General features: G+C 61.2%; 21 protein-coding genes. 3 read left to right on the top strand and 18 right to left on the bottom strand.

What is annotated here, in order from left to right; all coding sequences use genetic code 11:
• Position 1 precedes the first annotated feature (1 nt).
• Positions 2-424 (bottom strand): OsmC family protein, encoded by a 423-nt coding sequence (locus ACQRBV_RS12125; RefSeq protein ID WP_005792019.1) that lies wholly within the window; start codon positions 422-424, stop codon positions 2-4.
• A 247-nt stretch (positions 425-671) separates the two neighbouring features.
• Between ACQRBV_RS12125 and crp the strand changes: the two genes are divergently transcribed.
• Positions 672-1316 (top strand): cAMP-activated global transcriptional regulator CRP, encoded by a 645-nt coding sequence (gene crp, locus ACQRBV_RS12120; RefSeq protein ID WP_060757312.1) that lies wholly within the window; start codon positions 672-674, stop codon positions 1314-1316.
• Here the strand turns inward: crp and ACQRBV_RS12115 are convergent.
• The 4 genes from ACQRBV_RS12115 to ACQRBV_RS12100 are packed head-to-tail and all read right to left on the bottom strand — an operon-like array spanning position 1313 to position 4496.
• Entirely contained in the window at positions 1313-2008 is a 696-nt protein-coding gene (locus ACQRBV_RS12115; RefSeq protein ID WP_411985397.1) for a lipoate--protein ligase family protein, read from the bottom strand. The two genes, crp and ACQRBV_RS12115, sit on opposite strands and share 4 nt — an antisense overlap.
• Before the next feature lie 2 nt (positions 2009-2010).
• Entirely contained in the window at positions 2011-2847 is an 837-nt protein-coding gene (gene trpC / locus ACQRBV_RS12110) for an indole-3-glycerol phosphate synthase TrpC (protein WP_090368518.1), read from the bottom strand.
• Positions 2844-3893, bottom strand: coding sequence for an anthranilate phosphoribosyltransferase (trpD, locus tag ACQRBV_RS12105; RefSeq protein ID WP_060757299.1), 1050 nt, complete (start codon positions 3891-3893; stop codon positions 2844-2846). The genes trpC and trpD overlap by 4 nt, the downstream gene beginning before the upstream one ends.
• A gap of 9 nt (positions 3894-3902) precedes the next feature.
• Complete coding sequence (locus ACQRBV_RS12100) at positions 3903-4496, bottom strand: aminodeoxychorismate/anthranilate synthase component II (RefSeq protein WP_060757298.1); 594 nt, start codon at positions 4494-4496, stop codon at positions 3903-3905.
• A 422-nt stretch (positions 4497-4918) separates the two neighbouring features.
• On the opposite strand from ACQRBV_RS12100, the gene estP reads away from it, so the two are divergent.
• Entirely contained in the window at positions 4919-6838 is a 1920-nt protein-coding gene (gene estP / locus ACQRBV_RS12095) for an esterase EstP (RefSeq protein WP_411985396.1), read from the top strand.
• Between the two features lie 135 nt (positions 6839-6973).
• On the opposite strand, the gene trpE is transcribed toward estP, so the two are convergent.
• From trpE to ACQRBV_RS12045, 10 genes are all read right to left on the bottom strand, one after another.
• Positions 6974-8455 carry an anthranilate synthase component I gene (gene trpE, locus ACQRBV_RS12090; protein ID WP_060757296.1) on the bottom strand — a complete coding sequence of 494 codons (1482 nt, stop codon included), beginning with the start codon at positions 8453-8455 and terminating at the stop codon, positions 6974-6976.
• Between the two features lie 68 nt (positions 8456-8523).
• Positions 8524-9342, bottom strand: a complete 819-nt coding sequence (locus ACQRBV_RS12085) for a phosphoglycolate phosphatase (RefSeq protein ID WP_060757295.1) — start codon at positions 9340-9342, stop codon at positions 8524-8526.
• Positions 9339-10013 carry a ribulose-phosphate 3-epimerase gene (gene rpe, locus ACQRBV_RS12080; RefSeq protein WP_025857056.1) on the bottom strand — a complete coding sequence of 225 codons (675 nt, stop codon included), beginning with the start codon at positions 10011-10013 and terminating at the stop codon, positions 9339-9341. The genes ACQRBV_RS12085 and rpe overlap by 4 nt, the downstream gene beginning before the upstream one ends.
• Positions 10014-10096: 83 nt before the next feature.
• Complete coding sequence (locus tag ACQRBV_RS12075) at positions 10097-11245, bottom strand: iron-containing alcohol dehydrogenase (RefSeq protein ID WP_060757294.1); 1149 nt, start codon at positions 11243-11245, stop codon at positions 10097-10099.
• Positions 11246-11330: 85 nt separating this feature from the next.
• Positions 11331-12155: an ABC transporter permease gene (locus tag ACQRBV_RS12070; RefSeq protein ID WP_060757293.1), complete on the bottom strand. Its 825-nt coding sequence runs from the start codon at positions 12153-12155 to the stop codon at positions 11331-11333.
• Between the two features lie 12 nt (positions 12156-12167).
• Positions 12168-13400 carry an ABC transporter permease gene (locus ACQRBV_RS12065; RefSeq protein ID WP_411985395.1) on the bottom strand — a complete coding sequence of 411 codons (1233 nt, stop codon included), beginning with the start codon at positions 13398-13400 and terminating at the stop codon, positions 12168-12170.
• 77 nt (positions 13401-13477) lie between these two features.
• Positions 13478-14518 (bottom strand): ABC transporter substrate-binding protein, encoded by a 1041-nt coding sequence (locus ACQRBV_RS12060; RefSeq protein ID WP_060757291.1) that lies wholly within the window; start codon positions 14516-14518, stop codon positions 13478-13480.
• Positions 14519-14561: 43 nt separating this feature from the next.
• A complete protein-coding gene (locus ACQRBV_RS12055) occupies positions 14562-15674 on the bottom strand; it encodes an ABC transporter ATP-binding protein (RefSeq protein ID WP_060757290.1) in 1113 nt (370 codons plus the stop codon).
• Positions 15675-15900: 226 nt separating this feature from the next.
• Entirely contained in the window at positions 15901-16530 is a 630-nt protein-coding gene (locus ACQRBV_RS12050) for a response regulator (protein WP_198763265.1), read from the bottom strand.
• An 18-nt stretch (positions 16531-16548) separates the two neighbouring features.
• Positions 16549-18543, bottom strand: a complete 1995-nt coding sequence (locus ACQRBV_RS12045; RefSeq protein WP_198763266.1) for a sensor histidine kinase — start codon at positions 18541-18543, stop codon at positions 16549-16551.
• Positions 18544-18620: 77 nt separating this feature from the next.
• On the opposite strand from ACQRBV_RS12045, the gene ACQRBV_RS12040 reads away from it, so the two are divergent.
• Entirely contained in the window at positions 18621-19592 is a 972-nt protein-coding gene (locus ACQRBV_RS12040; protein WP_060757287.1) for an alpha/beta hydrolase family protein, read from the top strand.
• 3 nt (positions 19593-19595) lie between these two features.
• Here the strand turns inward: ACQRBV_RS12040 and ACQRBV_RS12035 are convergent, their stop codons facing one another.
• Genes ACQRBV_RS12035 through ACQRBV_RS12025 form a run of 3 tightly spaced genes read right to left on the bottom strand, consistent with a single transcriptional unit; the run spans position 19596 to position 22061 of the window.
• Positions 19596-20363 (bottom strand): TerB family tellurite resistance protein, encoded by a 768-nt coding sequence (locus ACQRBV_RS12035; RefSeq protein ID WP_060757286.1) that lies wholly within the window; start codon positions 20361-20363, stop codon positions 19596-19598.
• Position 20364: 1 nt separating this feature from the next.
• The gene (murU, locus tag ACQRBV_RS12030) at positions 20365-21039 is read right to left on the bottom strand and encodes an N-acetylmuramate alpha-1-phosphate uridylyltransferase MurU (protein WP_060757285.1); all 675 of its coding nucleotides are present in this window, start codon (positions 21037-21039) and stop codon (positions 20365-20367) included.
• The gene (locus ACQRBV_RS12025) at positions 21036-22061 is read right to left on the bottom strand and encodes an aminoglycoside phosphotransferase family protein (protein WP_060757284.1); all 1026 of its coding nucleotides are present in this window, start codon (positions 22059-22061) and stop codon (positions 21036-21038) included. Before ACQRBV_RS12025 ends, murU begins: the two co-directional genes overlap by 4 nt.
• Positions 22062-22086: the final 25 nt, after the last annotated feature.

Here is a 22086-nt window from a genome sequence, read left to right as displayed (position 1 = left end):
GTCAGCCCAGCTCGATGATTTCGTAGTCGTGGGTGATCGCCACACCGGCCGCGCCGAGCATGATCGACGCCGAGCAATACTTCTCGGCCGACAGCTCGATGGCACGTTTGACCTGAGCCTCTTTCAGCGCTCGCCCCTTCACCACGAAATGCATATGGATCTTGGTAAACACCTTGGGATCTTCAGTGGCACGCTCGGCCTCCAGGAAGGCTTCGCAGCTCTCCACGGCCTGGCGGGATTTCTTCAGAATGCTGACCACGTCGAAATTGCTGCAACCGCCTACGCCGAGCAGGAGCATTTCCATCGGGCGTACACCCAGGTTACGGCCACCGGCCTCCGGCGGGCCGTCCATGACCACGACATGGCCACTGCCCGACTCACCGAGGAACATGGCTTCGCCCGCCCATTGGATGCGTGCCTTCATCATCCAGACTCCACTGCTAAAAAAGGGTCATCAGCTTAGCACAGGGCCTCGAAACAGCAGCGCCCCGCATGAAAGCGATCAATGACAGCATTTGCCAGGCAAAATCATCAATCGAATCAGAATGCGTCTGGTAAGCTGGCGCCAATTCAATGGCGCATTGCCATCTTTTGTGCAGCGTGTATCAATGCCGACACCGCTGGATAAAAACAAATCCAATCACACCCTGCAGTTCTTTCGGGATACAACCATGGTTGCTCTTACTCCCACACCCAAGATCAAGAATCTCGACAAGTTGTTGATGCATTGCCAGCGCCGTCGCTATCCGGCCAAACACAACATCATCTGCGCAGGCGAACGCTCGGAAACGTTGTTCTTCATTGTGAAGGGCTCAGTCACCATCTTGATCGAGGATGACGACGGTCGCGAAATGATCATCGCGTACCTCAATACCGGGGATTTCTTTGGGGAACTCGGGCTGTTCGAACAGGCGGGTAAAGAGCAGAAACGCAGCGCGTGGGTGCGGACCAAGGTCGAATGTGAAGTGGCCGAGATCAGCTATACAAAATTCCGCGAACTGGCCCAGCATGACCCCGACATTCTGTACGCGCTGAGTGGTCAGATCGCCCAGCGCCTGCGTGACACCACGCGTAAAGTGGGCGACCTGGCATTCTTTGATGTCACCGGCCGCGTGGCTCGCTGCCTGCTTGAGCTGTGCAAACAGCCTGACGCGATGACCCACCCCGACGGCATGCAGATCAAGGTCACACGCCAGGAAATCGGGCGCATTGTCGGGTGTTCACGGGAAATGGTCGGCCGCGTGCTCAAGGACCTGGAAGAGCGCAACCTGGTGCACGTCAAAGGCAAAACAATGGTGGTGTTCGGTACCCGTTAACCCGGCAGGAAACTGGCCAACATTTGACGGTACAGCGCGTCCAGCCGAGCGATCGCATCCGGCGCGGGAAAAGCTTCGTGCAGGGCAATATGGCTGTCGGCACGCACCCGCTGGTCGAGACCGCAGGCTTGATTGAAGCGATTGACCGCCGCGATCAGTTCCTCACGGTCGTTATCCAGCAGCAATGCACCATGCACCAACCCCACCGGGCGGCCAGCACTTTGTCGCCAGCGCTGGGCGGTGCCGACCATTTTGCGGCCGTTCAGATTGACGTTGTAGCGACCGTCACAAAACGCGCCGTCGATTTCACCGACAGAAGCATCGCCCCCCAACTCGCTGAGTAAATCGCAGATCGGCTGGCACAAACGCAAGTAACCGGTTTCAATACGATTCTGGTCACCTTCGCTGCGCGGCGGTGCATAGACCAGGGCGATATTGACCGTCGCACTCGACTGCGGCACCGGTTCTCCGCCGGTTTCACGCAGCAGTACCGGCCAACCGGCATCCGCTGAAACCTGGCTGGCGGTTGCGAAAGCCGGCAGCCGGCTCAAACGGCGCGGCATGACCAAGGCTTGATCGCTGGGCTGCCAAAAAAACAGCCCGAACGCCTGCTCACCCGCACACACGGCCGCCAACAACGCCTGCTCGGCGGCAAGCCCTGCCTCAACGGTCATCCTTGCGGGCAGGGTCATCATCAGTCCAGGGTCGAACCGCTGATCGTCACGCCACGCTCCGGGAAGAACAGGCGTTGCAGCTCCGCCCCCGGGTTCTCGGCGCGCATGAATGTCTCGCCGACCAGGAACGAATACACGCCGCTGATTTCCATCAGTTCAACGTCAGCTCGGTTGACGATGCCGCTCTCGGTAACCACCAGGCGGTCCCGTGGAATACGCGGCAACAGGTCGAGGGTGTTTTCCAGGCTGACTTCGAAGGTGTGCAGGTTACGGTTGTTGACCCCCACCAGCGGTGTGTCGAGGGTTTTCAGAGCGCGTTCCAGCTCGTCGCCATCGTGCACTTCGACCAACACATCCAGCCCGACGCTTTTGGCCACGGCAGCCAGCTCGGCCATCTTCACGTCATCCAGGGCGGAAACGATCAACAGCACACAGTCGGCGCCGAGGGCACGGGCTTCGACGATCTGGTAAGGGTCGACCATGAAATCCTTGCGGATCACCGGCAGCTTGCACGCGGCGCGCGCCTGCTGCAGATACAAGTCGGAACCCTGGAAGTAGTCGATATCGGTCAGCACGGACAGGCACGTCGCCCCGCCCTTCTCATAGCTGCCGGCGATTTCCGCCGGCACGAAATGTTCGCGGATCACGCCTTTGCTTGGAGAAGCCTTCTTGATTTCGGCAATCACCGCCGGTTGCTTGAGCTTGGCCTGGGTGATCAAGGCATTGGCAAAACCACGCGGGGCATCGGCGACTTTCGCCTGAGCCTCAAGCTCCGCCAGGCTCACGCGCGCGCGGCGCTCGGCGACTTCTTCGGCTTTGCGCGCGAGGATTTTTTCCAGCACGGTCGGGACACTCATCCTTCATTCTCCATCTTGAACACTGCGGTGAATGCTCCCAGCTCTTCGAGCTTCTCGCGAGCCAGACCGGTGTGCAACGCATCGTGGGCCAAAGCGACACCCTCTTTAAGACTATAGGCATGGTCCGCTGCGTAAAGTGCCGCGCCAGCATTCAGGACAATCATTTCCGCAGCTTTTTGGCCATTTTCAGTCTTGCGACGCCCCAAGGCATCACGAATCAGCTCCAGCGACGCCGCCGGGCTCTCAACCGAAAGGCCGTGCAAACTCTGGCTCTTCATGCCGAGATCTTCGGGCTCGACCCAATATTCGCTGACCTGGTCATTCTTCAGCTCCGCGACAAAGGTCGGTGCCGCCAGGCTGAACTCATCCAGTCCATCCTTGGAATGCACCACCAGCACGTGCTTGCTGCCCAGACGCTGCAGCACTTCGGCCAACGGCCGGCACAGCGCCTGGCTGAATACGCCCACCACCTGATGTTTCACACCGGCCGGATTCGTAAGCGGGCCGAGCATGTTGAACAGGGTACGCAGGCCAAGATCCTTGCGCGGGCCGGCTGCGTGTTTCATCGCACCGTGATGGGACTGGGCGAACATGAAGCCAATGCCCACGCTGTCGATACAGCGCGCCACTTGCACCGGTGTCAGGTTCAGGTAGATCCCGGCCGCTTCCAGCAAATCGGCACTGCCGCTCTTGCCGGAAACCGCACGGTTGCCGTGCTTGGCCACGGTGCAGCCGGCGGCGGCGACGACAAAGGATGAAGCCGTCGACACGTTGAAGATATTGGCGCCGTCACCGCCGGTGCCTACCACGTCGACCACACCGTCGAGGGTATTGAGTTCGACCTTGTCCGCCAGCTCACGCATGACCGACACGGCGCCCACGATTTCGTCGATGCTCTCGCTCTTCATGCGCATCGCCATCATGAAAGCGCCAATCTGCGCATCGGTGCATTGACCGGTCATGATTTCGCGCATCACATCGCTCATTTCAGCGGTGCTCAGGTCCAGATGGCCGACGATACGGCTCAGGGCAGTCTTGATATCCATGGAAAGTCCTTAGCGCGTGCCGCCGCTCTGCTTGAGAAAGTTGGCGAACAGCTCGTAGCCCTGCTCGGTCAGGATTGATTCGGGGTGAAACTGCACCCCTTCGATATTCAGCGTCTTGTGGCGCAGGCCCATGATCTCGTCGACCGAGCCGTCTTCCAACTGGGTCCAGGCGGTCAACTCCAGGCATTCGGGCAGCGTCTCGCGCTTGACCACGAGCGAGTGGTAACGGGTCACGGTCACCGGCAAGTTAAGCCCGTGGAACACCCCCAGGTTCTTATGGAACACCGGGCTGGTCTTGCCGTGCATCACCTGGCGCGCACGCACTACGTCACCGCCAAACGCCTGGCCGATGGACTGATGGCCCAGGCATACGCCCAAAATCGGCAATTTGCCGGCGAAGTACTTGATCGCTTCCAGGGAGACGCCGGCTTCGGTCGGCGTGCAGGGCCCCGGCGAAACCACAATGCGTTCCGGATTCAAGGCGGCGATTTCGGCCACGGTCAGTTCATCGTTGCGCACCACTTTGACCTCGGCGCCGAGTTCCCCCAGGTACTGCACAACGTTGTAGGTAAAGGAGTCGTAGTTATCAATCATCAGCAACATGTGGGTTCAAACCTCTTGAATTCACTGATTTCGAATGACCGCCTTCCAAAAGAGTGTCCCGCTGCCAGACGCACGTTCCGGTTGCCGGGGTGAGCCGGCAAGGGCGTCAAACAGAGGGTGCAGAAGGCAAATCGGTACAGGTCCGGCCAGGCCGGCAGAGAAAAATGTCAGGCGCGCCAACGCCAACGGGCGTGTGCCTTGACTACTCGCATCAAGAGTTTGCTGATGATCAACACGGGGAGGGTCTCATTCATACGTTCAGGCACAGTAACGTAGCCTCGCCAGCGGTGCAATATGGAGCAACGAATACGGGGGCATCACCACCGCCTCCTTGTAGGAAAAAACCGTAATCGTCGAAGAAAAGCCGGAAAACATTGCTAGTGTTTCACCTGCGATACAAAAATAACTAAATGGAATTTTGCATGTTCAGACCGACTTTCTTCGCTCCATTGGCCGGCTGCCTCCTGTCACTGGCCTGCGCGCAGGCGTTTGCAGCCTCCTCTCCCTACTCAACCATGGTGGTTTTTGGCGACAGCCTCGCCGACGCCGGCCAGTTCCCCGATGGCAACGCCGGCGCCACCTTGCGCTTTACCAACCGCACCGGGCCGACGTTCCAGGGCGGCTACGGCCTGGTTTCATCGACCTTGTTGGGTACCAGGCTGGGTGTCGCGCCTAACGACCTGAATGCCTCCACCTCACCGGTTCGTGCAGCACAAGGTCTGCCTGACGGGAACAACTGGGCGGTCGGCGGCTACCGTACCGACAATATTCTGGATTCCATCACCTCCGTCTCCAACGCGGCGATTCCACCCGGCAACGCCGGTGGCGGTACCGTACTGCGCAGCCGCCAGGGTTATCTACCGGCCAACGGCGGGCGAGCCGACCCCAATGCGCTGTATTTCCTCTCCGGGGGCGGCAATGACTTTTTGCAAGGCCGTGTACTCAGCCCCGGCCAAGCCGTTGCCGCAGGCGGGCGTCTGGCCGACAGCGCACAAGCTCTGCAACAAGCGGGGGCGCGCTACATCATGGTGTGGATGTTGCCCGACCTGGGGCTGACACCGGCGATTAACGGTACGCCGGCACAAGGGGCGAGTACTGCCCTGAGTAACCTTTTCAACCAGGCGCTGGTCCAGCGCCTGTCGCAGATCGACGCCCAGATCATCCCACTGAACATCCCGTTGCTGTTGAAGGAAACCTTCGCCGACCCTGCCCGCTTCGGCCTGGCCACCGGACAGAACCTCACGGGCACCTGCTTCACCGACCCCAGCTGCGCCAACCCGACCTATGGGCTTGGCGGCACCAACCCCGATCCGACCAAGCTGATCTACAACGATTCGGTACACCCCACCATCACTGGGCAACAGCTGATCGCCGACTACGCCTATTCGCTGCTCGCGGCCCCATGGGAATTGAGCCTGCTGCCGGAGATGGCCCAAGGCACCCTGCGTGCGCACCAGGATGAACTGCGCAATCAGTGGCAGGCCGACAACGGCCACTGGCAGGCGGTGGGCCAATGGCGAGCGATTGTGGCGGGGGGAGGCCAGCACTTGGACTTCGATCGTCAAGGCAGCTCGGCCAGCGGTGACGGCAATGGCTACAACGTGAATGTCGGCGGCAGCTACCGGCTCAACGAGAGCTGGCGTGTAGGCGTTGCAGCCGGGTTGTATCGACAGACTCTCGAAGCCGGCGCCCGCGATTCGGACTACAAACTCAACAGCTACATGGGCAGTGCTTTCGCGCAGTACCAGCAAAACCACTGGTGGGCCGATGCCGCACTGACCGGCGGCAAACTGGACTTCGACAGCCTCAAGCGCAAGTTCGCCCTGGGCGTCAGCGAAGGCTCGGAGAAAGGTGACACCGACGGCTGGCTATGGGCCTTGAGCGGCCGCGCAGGCTATGACATTGCCGCTCCAGGCAGCGACTGGCACCTGTCGCCCTTTGTCAGCGCCGATTACTCGCGGGTCGAAGTAGAGGGTTACTCGGAAAAAGACAGCCGCTCCACCGCACTGACCTTCGCCGATCAACAACGCGACTCCAAGCGCCTCGGCGTCGGCCTGCAGGGCAGCTACCGCGTGACGCCGCAAACCCAGGTATTTGGCGAGGTCGCCCACGAGCACGAGTTCGAAAACGACACCCAGAAGGTGAAGATTTCACTCAACAGCGTGCCGGGCATCGACTTCAAACTGGATGGCTACACGCCCCGCAGCAACTCGGACCGTTTGAGCCTGGGAGTCAGCCACAAGCTGACACAAGAGCTGGCGCTGAGAGCTTCGTATAACGTAAGAAAGGATGACAACCTGACCCAGCAAGGGGTGAGTGTGGGTGTGAGCCTGGACTTCTGATCAAGTCTTGAAATGGCGCAAAACCAAAGTGGAAGGGGGCTTGCTCCCGATTGCGGTGGATCAGCCAGCTCATTGGTAACTGGCACTCTGCAATCGGGAGCAAGCCCCCTCCCACACTTTGATCTACAGCTGGCTTCAACCCTGCGGGGTTTGCTCAGCCAACGCCACCGCGCGGAACATGGCGCGGCGCTTGTTCAGGGTTTCTTCCCATTCAAGGGCCGGCACCGAGTCCGCCACAATGCCGCCACCGGCCTGCACATGCAGCTCGCCGTCCTTGATCACCGCGGTGCGGATCGCGATGGCGGTGTCCATGTTCCCGTTCCAGGCGAAATAGCCCACCGCGCCGCCGTAGACGCCGCGCTTGACGGGCTCCAGCTCATCGATGATTTCCATCGCACGAATCTTCGGCGCACCCGACAAAGTGCCCGCCGGCAAAATCGCCCGTAGCGCGTCCATCGCGGTCAAGCCGGCCTTCAGCTCGCCGGTCACGTTGGAGACGATGTGCATGACGTTGGAATAGCGCTCGATCACCATCTTCTCAGTGAGTTTCACCGAGCCGATTTCCGAGACACGCCCGGTATCGTTGCGGCCCAGATCGATCAGCATCAAGTGCTCGGCGATTTCCTTGTCGTCGCTCAGCAGGTCTTCTTCCAGCGCCAGATCCGCCTCTTCGGTCGCGCCACGCGGGCGAGTACCGGCGATCGGGCGCACGGTGATCAGGTTGTCCTCGACACGCACCAGCACTTCCGGCGAACTGCCCACCACGTGGAAGTCGCCAAAGTTGAAGAAGTACATGTAGGGCGTCGGGTTGAAACAACGCAGTGCACGGTACAGATCGATCGGCGCCGCCTTGAAGTCGATGGACATGCGTTGCGACGGCACGACTTGCATGCAATCACCGGCGAGGATGTATTCCTTGATGGTGTCGACTGCGCGCTCGTAGTCATCCTGGGTAAAACTGGAGCGGAATACCGGGTCAGCGGCAGGCGGACGGCTGAGGTCCAGCCCGCGCCGCGGAGTGATCGGCTGGCGCAGTTTATCCAGCAGGGCTTCGAGACTGGCCTGGCCTTGTTCGAACGCGTCCGCCTGGGACGGGTCGGCCAACACGATCGCATGCATCTTGCCGGCGAGGTTGTCGAACACCACCACGGCATCGGAGACCATCAGCAGAATGTCCGGCACGCCCAATGGGTCGGGGTTCGGGCATTTGCCCAGACGTTTTTCCACGTAGCGCACGCAGTCGTAGCCGAAGTAACCCACCAGGCCGCCGTTGAAACGCGGCAGGCCGGGAATGGTCGGTACGTTATAGCGCGCCTTGAAGGTCTCGACGAAGGCCAGCGGGTCTTCCACATCATGGCTTTCGATCTCGACGCCATCATGCGTGATACTCACCCGATGGTCGTGTACCCGCAGCACGGTACGGCACGGCAGGCCGATGATCGAGTAACGGCCCCATTTCTCACCGCCCTGTACCGATTCCAGCAAATAGGAATTGGGCTGGTCGGCCAGTTTCAAGTAGATCGACAGCGGCGTATCGAAGTCGGCCAGGGTTTCGCAGGCCATGGGAATACGGTTATAGCCGGCAGCGGCCAAACGCAGGAATTCTTCGCGGATCATGAGGTGCCTCGTGGCTTGAGGGTCAAACGGTCAGATAGGCAAACGTGCCGCAGCGCGGCCAGGATCAGTCAGGCGCGCCAACGCCAGCGGGCCAGGGCCTTGATGACTTTCATCCAGAGTTTGCGAGTGACCACCACGATGGGATTTCCAGAAGGGTTTGAATCAACGTCGGGCAACGTTATCTCAGCGCCCGCTCCCAAGCAACCGGGGATTAACTGGCGCAGGTCATCAATCACCAGCGCCGGCGACTCTTCGGCAATCGGCCGGCCATGGTTGTAGCCGTAGCTCAGGGCCACGCACTGCACCCCCGCCGCTTTCGCCGCCAGCACATCACTGCGCGAATCGCCGACGAACAACGACTGGGACGCGGGGATGTTGGCCATTTTCATCACGAAGAACAGCGCCGCCGGGTCAGGTTTCTTCTGCGGCAGGGTATCGCCACCGATGATCCAGCGGAAATAGCGGCCGATCTTCATCTCGTCCAGCAGCGGCGCGACGAAACGCTCCGGCTTGTTGGTGATCAGCGCCATTTCCACACCCTGCTTGCTCAGCCACTTGAGGGTGTCGCGCACGCCTGGGTAAACCACGGTCAGTTCGTGGCTGCTCTCATAGGCGGCGTTAAACAGCTCCAAGGCGTGTTCGGCCTCGACATCGTCCACACCGTCGGCGTCGAGATGATTGGCCAGGGCCCGGCGCACCAGCATCTGTGCGCCGTTACCCACCCATTCGCGCACCGAATCAATGCCCGCCGGCTTGCGCCCCAGCTTGAGCAGCATCTCGTCCACCGCCGCCGCCAGGTCAGGCACCGAGTCGATCAAGGTACCGTCCAGATCGAACATCACCAGCCGTGGCAGTTTGCCGGGGAACAGCCGCTCAAAGCCGCTCATGGACGCGCCAGCGCCAGTTCGGCACGCATCTTGTCGATGACTTCCTGGTAGTCCGGAGCGTTGAAGATCGCCGAGCCGGCCACAAAGGTATCGGCACCTGCAGCAGCGATTTCGCGGATATTGTTGACGTTGACCCCGCCGTCGATTTCCAGGCGGATATCACGGCCGGACGCATCGATCAGCGCACGGGCTTCGCGCAGCTTGTTCAGCGTGCCGGGGATGAACTTCTGCCCGCCAAAGCCTGGGTTGACGCTCATCAGCAAGATCATGTCGACCTTGTCCATCACATACTCAAGCACGCTCAGCGGGGTGGCCGGGTTGAACACCAGGCCGGCCTTGCAGCCGCCTTCGCGGATCAGTTGCAGGGTACGGTCGACGTGCAGCGAGGCTTCCGGATGGAAGGTAATGTAGGTCGCGCCAGCCTCGACGAAGTCGCCGATGATGCGATCCACCGGGCTGACCATCAGGTGCGCATCGATCGGCGCGGTGATGCCGTACTTGCGCAACGCCGCGCAGACCATCGGCCCGATAGTCAGATTGGGTACGTAGTGGTTATCCATGACATCGAAGTGCACGAAGTCCGCACCGGCGGCCAATACCTTGTCCACTTCCTCACCCAGGCGGGCAAAGTCGGCGGAGAGAATCGATGGAGCAATGACGAAGGGCTGCATGACGCACCTTTTTGAGCTAAATCACGATGGCGCGCATTGTATACCTCATGCTTTGCCGCGCGCACCGTGACCTGGCTCAATGGCTAGTACGCTGCGCGGTAGATTTTCTCGATATCCGCTGTGCTGAGCTGGCGCGGGTTATTGCGCATCAGGCGTTCAATGCCTGCAGCTTCGGCAGCCATGGCCGGAATTGCGTCTTCGGGAATCCCGAAGCTGCGCAGGCCCGTGGGGATTTCCACGGCCGCGCACAGCCGCGTCATCGCCGCGACGGCCTGATCGGCCGCGTCAACCAGACTCAAGCCGGTGACATTCACGCCCATGGCCTCGGCGATGTCGCGCATGCGTTCGACACACGCCAGCTTGTTCCACTGCATCACATAGGGCAGCAACAGAGAGTTGCTCACGCCATGCCCGATATGAAAACGACCGCCCAGCGGATACGCCAACGCATGCACGGCGCCCACCCCGGCGTTACCGAACGCCATGCCCGCCATCAGGCTGGCGGTGGCCATGTCGTCACGGGCCTGCAGATGCCCCGGGTTGGCGTACGCCTTGGGCAATGCGTTGGCTATCAACTTGACCGCGCCTATCGCCAGGGCATCGGTAATCGGCGACGCATTCAGCGACAGGTAGGCTTCAATGGCATGCACCAACGCATCCACACCGCTGGCGGCTGTCACGCTGCGCGGGCACGTGAGGGTCATTTGCGGGCTCATCAGTGCAACATCCGGCAGCAAGTAATCGCTGACGATGCCTTTTTTCAATTGCGCGACCTTGTCGGAAAGGATCGCCACATTGGTCACCTCCGAGCCGGTACCGGCCGTGGTCGGTATCGCGATCAACGGCGGCCCCTTGCGTGGCACCTGGTCGATGCCGAACAGATCGGCCAGCGCACCGTGGTAGCCGGCATACGCGCCGACGCATTTCGCGATATCGATGGAACTGCCCCCGCCGACACCAATCAAGCCATCATGCCCGCCGTCGCGGTAGGCCTGCATGCAGTCTTCGACGATGGCAATTTCCGGGTCGGGCTGCACTCGGTCGAAGATTTCATAGTCGCGCTCGCCCAAATGCTCGAGCGCCAGCGCCACGGTGCCGGACTTGACCAACGCCGCATCGGTGACGATCAGCGGGTTATCCACATCGAGGCGTGTGAGTTCGGCGGCCAGTTGCTCGATGGCACCTGCGCCGGTGAGCAACTTGTGGGCGATCTTGAATGAGGAAGTACTCATGTGCGCGGCCTCTTATTGAAGGATGGGCTGGCACAAGAGTAGCTCTCTATACGGGGTTGTCAGCCATTCAGCAGCTGAATGGTCATCATACCTGCGCAGTGCGCAGCTTCTCGCTACGCCCGCGCAACCATTCCAGGGTGAGCAACAGCAGCACCGAGAAGGCAATCAGCAAGGTGGCGGCAGCGGCAATGGTCGGGCTGAGGTTCTCGCGGATGCCGCTGAACATCTGGCGCGGCAGGGTCGCTTGCTCGGGGCCGGCGAGGAACAGCGTCACCACCACTTCATCGAACGAGGTGGCAAAGGCAAACAGCGCCCCGGAAATCACCCCCGGCGCGATCAACGGCAAGGTCACCCGGCGAAACGCGATCAATGGCGAAGCGCCCAGGCTCGCCGCCGCCCGCACCAGGTTATGGTTGAAACCCTGCAAGGTCGCCGACACGGTAATGATCACAAACGGCACACCCAGCACCGCATGCACAACGATCAGCGAGAAGAAGCTGTTGCCCAGGCCCAGTGGCGCAAAAAACAGGTAACTCGCCACGCCGATAATCACCACCGGCACCACCATCGGCGAAATCACCAGGGCCATCACCAGCGCCTTGCCGGGGAAATTGCCGCGCGTGAGGCCTATCGCGGCCAATGTGCCGAACACCATGGCCAGCACCGTGGCGGCCGGCGCGACGATAATGCTGTTCTTCAACGCACGCATCCATTCGGCCGAGGCGAAGAAATCCTGGTACCAATGCAGCGAAAAACCTTGCAGCGGGTACACCAGGAAACTGCCGCTGTTGAACGACAGCGGGATGATCACCAGCACAGGCAATATCAGGAACAACAGGATCAAGCCGCACAGGATCCGCAGGCTGTAGAACCACAGGCGTTCGACGGGCGACATATAAGGGCTCAGCATCGCAAGGTCTCCTCAGCTCAGGCGCAGGCGGCTGGCGCCTACCAGCCGGTTGTAGATCAGGTACAGCAACACCGTCGCCAGCAGCAGCAAGCCGCCCAGCGCCGTGGCCATGCCCCAGTTGATGCTGGTGTTGGTGTAGAACGCCACGAAGTAGCTGACCATCTGGTCGTTCGGGCTGCCGAGCAGCGCCGGGGTGATGTAGTAACCAATCGCCAGGATGAACACCAACAGGCAGCCGGCGCCGACGCCGGCGTAGGTCTGCGGGAAATACACGCGCCAGAAGCTGGCGAACGGGTGGCAGCCCAGGGAAATCGCTGCACGCATATAGGTGGGTGAGATGCCTTTCATCACGCTGTAGATCGGCAGAATCATGAACGGCAACAGGATGTGCACCATGGAGATGTAGACCCCGGTGCGGTTGAACACCAGCTCCAGGGGTTTGTCGATCAAGCCCATGCCCATCAAGGCGCTGTTGATCAGGCCACCGGATTGCAGCAGCACGATCCACGCGGCGACCCGCACCAGGATAGAGGTCCAGAACGGCAGCAGCACCAGAATCATCAGCAGGTTGCTTTTGCGCGCCGGCAGGTTGGCCAGCAGGTACGCCAAGGGATACGCCAGCAGCAGGCAGATGAAGGTAATCACCAGGCCCATCCAGAAGGTACGCGCGAAAATGTCCAGGTAAATGGCCTGGTCCGGCGTAGCCGGGGCCAGTTCGCCCAGGTCATTGATACGGTGGTCGACAGCCGCCAGCAGGTAGAACGGTGTGAGGCTGCTGGTATTGCGCCGGATCGCCTGCCAGTACGCCGGGTCGCCCCAACGTTCATCGAGGCTTTCCAACGCTTCTTTATAAGAGCCGGGCGCCTCGGTAAAGGGCAGCGCCCGCGCGGTTTTGGTCAGCAGGCTGCGATAGCCGGCCAACTCCATGTTCAAGCGCTTGGACAAGTCGCCCAGCGTCTGGTTTTTGCGCGCTTCGCCCAAGTCTTCGCTCAGCGCCTGATACACCGGTTCGCCGGGCAGGCCACGGCCATCCCAGGCCTTGACCGCCACCACGGTACGCGGCAAACCGCCCACCACTTCCTCGTTGCCGACGCTTTTGTAGAGCAGCGCAATGATTGGCACCAGGAACACCAGCAGCAAAAACAGCACCAGCGGTGCAATCAATGCCTGGGCCTTCCAGCGGTTGAGCCGTTCGGCACGCGCCAGGCGCTGCTTGAGGGTGGGGCTGGGAATGGCGATAGCCATGGCTGACTCCGGATCTTGAAAGGAAATGCAGAACCCTGGTGGGAGAGAGCAACGCCTCTCCCACTGGGTAAGCGGTGTTATTTGGCAGCCCAGGAATTGAAGCGCTGCTCCAACTGCTCGCCGTTATCCGCCCAGAAGCTCACATCGATCTGCACCTGGTTGGCGATGTTTTCCGGGGTGGTCGGCATATCCTTGAGGATGTCCTTGGCCAGCAACGGGACCGCTTGGGTGTTGGCCGGGCCGTAGGCGATGTTTTCCGAGTAGGTCTTCTGCTGCTGCGGCTGTACCGAGAAGGCGATGAATTTCTTCGCGGCTTCGGCACGGTCTTTCGCCAGGCCTTTAGGAATGGCCCATGCGTCAAAGTCGTAGATGCCGCCGTTCCACACCACCTTGAGGTTGCTTTCTTTCTGCACGGCGGCGATACGGCCGTTGTAGGCCGAACTCATCACGACATCACCCGAGGCCAGGTACTGTGGCGGTTGGGCGCCCGCTTCCCACCACTGGATCGACGGCTTGAGTTCGTCGAGCTTCTTGAATGCACGGTCCTGGCCATCTTTGCCGGCCAACACTTTGTAAACGTCCTTGGGCGCTACGCCGTCGGCCATCAGGGCGAATTCCAGGGTGTACTTGGCACCTTTACGCAGGCCGCGTTTGCCGGGGAATTTCTTGGTATCCCAGAAATCCGCCCAGCTGGTTGGCGCGGAAGCCAATTTGTCGGCGTTGTAGGCCAACACCGTGGACCACACGAAGAAACCCACGCCGCACGGCTGGATCGCGCCTTTTACGTAGTCCGCAGCATTACCGAACAGCTTGGGGTCCAGAGGTTCGAACATATCTTCGTCACACCCCCGGGACAACTCCGGCGATTCCACTTCCACCAGGTCCCAGGACACACTCTTGGTATCGACCATGGCCTTGACCTTGGCCATTTCACCGTTGTACTCGCCGGCGACGATCTTGCCGTTGCCCGCGCTTTCCCACGGTGCGTAAAACGCCTTGACCTGAGCGGCCTTGTTCGCGCCACCAAAGGACACGACGGTCAGGTCCGGGCCGGCCATGGCCTGGGTCGCGCCGAACAAGCCGATAACCAGCGCTGAATACTTAAGGGATCTCAACATTGTTGTGCTCTCCACGTGCAGGGTTGGTGAAGCCATGGGGCGATCAATTCGCCTCTAGAAGTGGGTCGAGTGCGCGAACGTGCTCGACTTGCCAGCCAATCGGTACCACGTCGCCGACCGCCAGGGCCGGGTCCAGCTCGGCGATCGGTTGTTTCACAAAAAAATCGGTCTTGCCGCAAACTTCCAGACGCACGCGCACGTGGTCGCCCAGGTAGATGAATTCCGCCACCCGCCCCGAAAAACGATTGATGCAGCTTTCGCTGGAACCATTGAGGCTGACCCGCTCCGGACGCACCGACAGCGTGACCGGCCCGCCGACCTGACCCACGTTCACCGCCAGCGCCTCGACCTTCTCGCCGCGCGCCAGCTCCACGACGCAGCGCTCGCCGGTGTGGCTGTGCAAGCGGCCGTTGAGACGGTTGTTCTCGCCGATGAAGTTGGCGACGAAGGTATTTTTCGGTTCTTCATACAAGGTCCGCGGCGCAGCAATCTGCTGGATCTCGCCCTGATGAAACACCGCTACGCGGTCGGACATGGTCAAGGCCTCGCCCTGATCGTGGGTCACGTACACCACGGTCACGCCGAGACGCTGATGCAGGTGCTTGATTTCCATCTGCATGTGTTCACGCAGTTGCTTGTCGAGAGCACCGAGGGGTTCGTCCATCAACACCAGTTGCGGTTCGAACACCAGCGCACGGGCCAGGGCCACGCGCTGTTGCTGACCACCGGAAAGTTGCGCCGGGTAGCGTTGGGCGAAGGCGTCGAGCTGGACCATGCTCAGCACGCGTTTGACCCGCTCACTGATGTCGGTCTTGCTTAACGAGCGCACCGAGAGTGGGAACGCCAGGTTCTCGGCAACCGTCATGTGCGGGAACAGCGCGTAGTTCTGGAACACCATGCCGATATCGCGCTTGTGCGGCGGCACGTTATTGATGGAACGCCCGGCCAGGAGGATTTCACCGGCGGTCGGTGTCTCGAAGCCGGCGAGCATCATCAGGCTGGTCGTCTTGCCGGAACCCGACGGCCCAAGCAGTGTGAGGAACTCGCCCTTGCGAATCTCCAGGTTGAGGTCTTTGACGATCAGGTTCTCGCCGTCGTAGCTCTTCTGCACGCCACGAAAGCTGACCAGCACATCATTTGTATCCGCCTCGCTCATACCCGCACCTTTGTGTTTTGGACCGCAATGGAACAAGCGTAGTCCAGCCGCAAGCCCCCGGAAATCGGGGGCTGGGAGAGAATTGCATAAGCCGGTTGGAAGGTTGGGGGTAGGGATCGCCCTACAGCGATGGCGGGCACAGGACGGTGCAACTACAAGGGGTGAGCTGCAAGCGGCAAGAATGGGCTCGGTGATGTTTTACAGGGTGTCGCTAATGGGCATGTCGTCAGAGCAGCCTGTGCTCCATGGCGTACTTCACCAGTTCCGCCAGCGAAGTGATATTGAGCTTTTGCATCAACCGCGCCTTATGCGTGCTGATGGTCTTGCTGCTCAGCGCCAGTTGCTGGGCAATATCATTGACGTTGGCCCCCTGGGCCAGGCGTTCGAACACCGAGAACTCGCGCTCCGACAGCAACGAATGCAGCGGCCGCGTATCGGTCAGGCCGACTTCGAAGACCATACGGTCGGCCAGGTCGGGATCGATGTATCGCCCACCGGCTGCGACCTTGCGAATAGCGGTCAGCAACAGCGCCGGGTCGCTGTCCTTGGTGGCATAACCCGCCGCGCCGACCTTGAGGGCGCGGGCGGCCATTTGCGCTTCATCATGCATCGACAACACCAGAATCGCCGGCGGATTGCCCAACGCCCGGATGCGCGCAATGGCCTCCAGGCCGTTCACGCCCGGCATCGAGATATCCAGCAGCACCACCTCGCACGCCACATGGCGCAAGGTTTCCAGCAACTGCTCGCCATTACTGGCTTCACCGACCACCTGCAGGTCTTTGGCCAGGCCGATCAATTGCTTGATGCCCTCTCGGACGATGGTGTGGTCTTCGGCTACCAATACGCGAATCACAGGTTTTTCCTCTTGTTGTCAGGCATCCAACGGCACCGTGACGCTCAGGGTGGTGCCTTCCCCCACTTCGCTCTGCAGGCTCAGTTGCCCGCCCATCATCAGCACTCGCTCGCGCATACCGACCACGCCGAAAGAAACAGGGCGGCCGGGGGTTTCGACGAAACCGACGCCATCATCGCTGATGGTCAACCGCAGGTCTGCCCCCTCAATCACCAGGGTCAGCTCAACGGTATGCGCCTGGGCATGGCGCATCACATTGGTCAGTGCCTCCTGCAGGACCCTGAACAAACCAATGGCCTTGGCGTCGCTCAGGGCCGGCAGGTTATCCGGAACCTGTACCAGGCAGGGAATTTGCGTGCGGGCTTCGAAGCGCCGGGCCTGCCATTCGATGGCCGAGGCGATGCCGGCGTCGAGGATCGGCGGGCGCAGCGCGGTGGCCACATCGCGCACCAGTTGGAACAGCTGGGCGATCAGGCGCTTCATGCTGTTGAGCCGTTCATTCAGGCCGGGGTCGAGCTGCGCATAGGCCAATTCGCACATCGAGGTTTCCAGCTTGAGCACCGTGAGCATCTGGCCCAACTCATCGTGTACCTCGCGGGCGATGCGGGCTTTCTCTTCTTCGCGTACGGTTTCCAGGTGGGCGGACAATTCGCGCAACTGCGCTTCGCTTTGCAGCAAGGCGGCCACGTAACGGCGGCGTTCGGTGACATCGTTGAGGTACACCACCAGGTATTCGCCCTGAGCAAAACGCAGGAAACTCAAAGACACATCGGCGGGCAGGATACTGCCGTCGGCGCGTACGCAATCGGTGGCGAAGGTTTGCCCGCCCTCCTCGCTGGCGCGGGCGCGTCGCCACAGGTTGAGCCAGCGATCCATGTTCAAGGTCGGGTCGACCTCGACCAGCGGCCGCTCGATCAGCGCGCCCGGAGCGTAGCCGAGCATGCTTTCTGCCGCACGATTGGCGTAACGCACATGGCTGTCCCAATTGACCCACAGGATGCCGACCGTACTTTGATCGATGGAAAACTGCGTCAACCGCAAGGCTTCGGCACCGGCAGCGCGGGCGGCGCTTTCTTCCCGTGCCGCCAGCAAGTCGTGTTCCAGGCCGCGTTGCTGGCGACGCTGCCAGGCGACCATCGCGAGGCAGGCCAGCAAGCAGATTCCCAGCAACAGGCTGAGGTTCTTCCAGAAACCCGGGAATTCCGACAATCGCGGGTACTGGGGTTGCAGCCAGCGATTGTGCAACTGGTCCAAGTCTCGCGCGGGTATCGCCCGCAAGGCGCTCTGCATGAGGGTTGCCAGTTCCGGCCAATCGCGACGTGTGCCCACCCGCAGCAACTGTGGCAAGCCGATATCACCGACCACCGCCAGCCCCGCAAATTCTGCTTCGCCGGACAAGCGGCTCAGTTGCGCCTCATCCACCACGGCATACCGCGCTTGTTGGCTTACCAGCAACTGCAGGGCCTGGCGCTCCATGGGCACCCCTTGCAAGTTGAGGTTGGGATAGGTGCTGCGCAGGTAATCGGCCACGGCGCTGGGCATGCGCACGGCAATGCGCGATCGTTCGTCGAGTTTCTCCAGCTCCACTGCGCCGCCGCCTTCGCGGACGCCGACAATATGCTGAGGCACACGCATGTAAGGGTCGGTGAATAACCACAGGCGCAAACCCGCCGGGGTTTGCTGCAGGCCGGGCGCAATATCCACTTCGCCGTCGCGCACGGCGGCCTCCAACTGCTCCTGATCGGGAAAATTGCGCCACAACAGTTCGATATTCAGCGCCTTGGCCAGCCACTGCATCAACTCCACATTGGCCCCGGACAAGCGTTGCAGGCGCCGATCGTATTGCGCGTAAGGTGCCTGCAACACCAGCCCCACGCGCAACTCCGGATGCTGGCTCAGCCACTCACGCTGCTGCGCATTGAGCTGTGCCTTCGGCGCAACGGGCGCAGGCGCGGCCGTTGCCATCAAGGCACAGCACAAACCGCCGATAATCAGCAGACAGCGAAAACCCATGATCCACGTCTCACATCACTGACAAATACTGACCAACCCATTAGGCTGCTGGAATCACTTCTGGCCGGGAATTAACGATGCCCTTTCACCACCGTTCGGCACTGCCAGCATTGTGCCTGTCGCTGCTATTTACCAGCGCCTTTTCTGTTCAGGCCGCTGACGCCCCCGCGCCCGCCGCCGAAAAACCTGCGGAGCGCCAAGCGCTGCCCGAGCGCAGCCAGGAAGAGGCCAGTGCGCTGGAGCGCAATATCCCACAACACGAACAGCAACAATTGCAGGCCGGCACCGATTCGTTCCTGGCCTTATGGAAACCCGCCAACAGTGCAGAACCGGAGGGGGTGGTGATTATCGTCCCCGGCGCCGGCGAAAATGCTGACTGGCCGCAAGCAATCGGCCCGTTGCGCCGCAAATTGCCGGATGCCAACTGGGGCAGCCTCAGCCTGTCGCTGCCGGACGTGAGCATGGACACCCTGCCGCCACGGGTGATCGAAGCGCCCAAGGCAACCGTCGACACCAGCAGCAAAGACGGCAGCACGGCCGCCAAGCCCATCGAACAAGCCGCCAGCGCCGAAGCCGAAGGCACAGACCCAGCGGTAGTGCCGGGTGCCGATGAACAGGACAAGACCGACGCCAAGCGTATTTTCGACCGGATTGACGCAGCCGTGGCCTTTGCCCAGACACAGAGCGCGCGCAGTGTGGTGCTGCTGGGCCACGGCACTGGCGCCTGGTGGGCCGCACGTTACCTGAGCGAAAAGCAACCGGCGCAGGTTCAGAAGCTGGTGCTGGTGGCCGGCAAAACCCCGGTGGGCCGCCAACCGGATCTGCAACAAGTGGCCCCGGCCTTGAAAGTGCCGACGGCGGATATCTTCTATCAGGACAATGCCCTGGACCGTAAAAACGCCCTGGCGCGGCTTCAGGCGGCCAAGCGTGGGAAGAATGAAGGCTATAAGCAGGTGTCACTCAAGACCCTGCCCGGCAACAGCTCGGCCGAGCAGGAGCAGTTGTATCGGCGGGTTCGCGGCTGGTTGAGCCCGCAAACCGTCGACTGAGGCTTACCGGAAATCGCGCCGTTCGCGAATCAACGCATAGGCGTTGTGCAACTCGCGGGTTCGCTCGGTTGCCTCGCGCACTTGCGCGGGGCTGGCGCCGGTGCCGGCAATCTTGTCCGGATGGTGACGGCTGAGCAGGCGGCGATAGGCACGCTTGATCACTGACGGCTCCGTAGTTGCGGTGACCCCCAGGATTCGCAACGCCTCCTGATAGGCCCCCCCTCGGTTCACCAGCGGCTTGCGCTCGGGGGTGTAATCGGACGCCAGTGCGTGCAGTTGTTGCGGTGTCCAACCCAGCCACTTGCCCCACTGGTCTATCAGGTCGCGCTCGGCGTCATCCGCTCTGCCATCGGCCCAGGCCATGCGCCAGCAGGCGCGCAGCACGCCCTCTGCCGCATGGGGCTGCGCCTTGAGCACGCGCAGATAGCTACGCACCCGATCGCTACCGGACTTGCCCCGGTTGAACGCCGTGATAGCGCGGCGCTGGGCGGGTTCGTTCATATCCAGTGCACGCATTTCCAGGCGCGCCTGCTGGATATGCCCATCCACCACCCGGCCATTGCTTTTGGCCAGTCGGCCCAGCAGCACAAACAGCAATTCGTCATTGCGCAGCGCCGGCCGGCCACCCAGGCGTTCGCGCAATTGCGCCCAACTCTGCAGTTGCAAGCGGCGATCCAGCGCCTGCCCCAACAATGCCCCCAACAAAGCCCCCGGAATGCTGGCAATGGCAAAGCCAGCCCCGGCGCCGATCAGCGTCCCTGGCCACAACATCTTATCGCTCCGCAGTCAGCAGGGTTTCGACCTGCGCCAGGCGCTCCAATGTCCCCACATCAATCCAGCGTCCCGCCATGTGCTCCCCCGTTACCAGACCTTTGCTCATGGCCGCCCGCAGCAGCGGCGCCAATTTGAAGGCACCGGCACTGCAACCCGCGAACAGCTGGGGGTCGAGTACCGAAATGCCACTGAAGGTCAGGTTATCGGCACCGGGCGCGGCATCATGAAGCAAACCCTGGTCCAGGTAGAAATCACCACCCGATGGGTGGTGCGCCGGGTTATCCACCATCACCAGGTGAGCCAGGCCCTGAAGCGGCTGACGTAGCCGGGTGAAGTCGTAATCGGTCCAGATATCACCATTGACCACCAGGAACGGCTTATCCCCCAGCAACGGCAAGGCCTGGAAAATCCCGCCTCCGGTTTCCAGCGGTTCACCTTCGGCCGAATACTGGATGCGCAGGCCAAACTGCGCGCCGTCACCCAGATAACTTTCGATCTGCTGACCGAGCCACGCATGGTTGATCACAATCTCGGTGAAACCGGCCTTCGCCAGTGCCTCCAGGTGATACTCGATCAGTCGCTTGCCGCCCGCTTGCACCAGCGGCTTGGGCGTATGCAGCGTCAGCGGGCGCATGCGCTCGCCTTTGCCGGCGGCCAGGATCATCGCCTTCATAGGCTCGCCTCGACCGGCTCGCGCAGGCTGGCAAGCAACTCACCCAGTTCGCGCAGTTCGGGCCGGTCTGCAAGCACCGCTTCTATATAAGCAAAGAAGCGCGGCACATCCGCCAGATAGCGCGGCTTGCCGTCGCGGTGGCAAATGCGCGCAAAGATGCCGATGACCTTGAGGTGGCGCTGCACGCCCATCAGGTCGCTGGCACGCAGGAAAGCCTCGAAGTCGGCGTGCACGGGAATGCCCAACTGCACGGCAAGCTCCCAGTAGCCGCGCTGCCATTCGCGCACACGCGCCTGGGGCCAACTGAGGAATGCATCCTTGAACAGACAGGTGATGTCGTAGGTCACCGGGCCGTAGACCGCATCCTGGAAATCCAGCACGCCAGGGTTGGGCTCGCTGATCATCAGGTTGCGCGGCATGTAGTCGCGGTGTACCAGCACCTTCGGCTGGGCCAGGGCGCTGTCGATCAGTTGCTCGCTGACGCGTTGCCAGAGATCGCGCTGGCGAGTATCGAACTCGATACCCAGGTGCCGGCGAACGTACCACTCAGGAAACAATTCCAGCTCGCGACGCAGCAAGGCAACGTCATAGCTGGGCAGTGGCGCATCCATCGGCAACTGCTGAAAAGCCAGCAGCGCATCGATGGCATCGGCAAACAATTGATCGGCGTTGTCGGCGTCAATCACGTCCAGATAGGTTTTTCTGCCCAGGTCATTGAGCAAAAGGAAGCCGCGTGGCAAATCTTCTGCATAAATTTTGGGTACGTTTATCCCCGATTTCGCCAGTAGATGCGCAATTTCGACGAAAGGTTTGCAGTTTTCCTGGGGCGGTGGCGCGTCCATGACCACGAACGTATGTGCCCCTCCCTCCCAGCGGAAATAACGCCTGAAACTCGCGTCGCTACTGGCCGCGGTCAATGTGGCCGGGGGTACGGCACCCCAACCCTGGGCGTTGAAAAGGATTGGCAATTGCTCATCCAGCCAGACTTCCAGCTGTTGTAAACGTAGATCTTGCTCGGGCATTACAAGGGTCTCCGACGGCGCTAGC

This window comes from Pseudomonas sp. R11F (assembly GCF_050312575.1).
In the GTDB taxonomy this organism is placed as follows: domain Bacteria; phylum Pseudomonadota; class Gammaproteobacteria; order Pseudomonadales; family Pseudomonadaceae; genus Aquipseudomonas; species Aquipseudomonas palleroniana.
The sequence above is the reverse complement of the archived record's forward strand: the minus strand, read 5'-3'. Positions and strand labels throughout refer to the sequence as shown.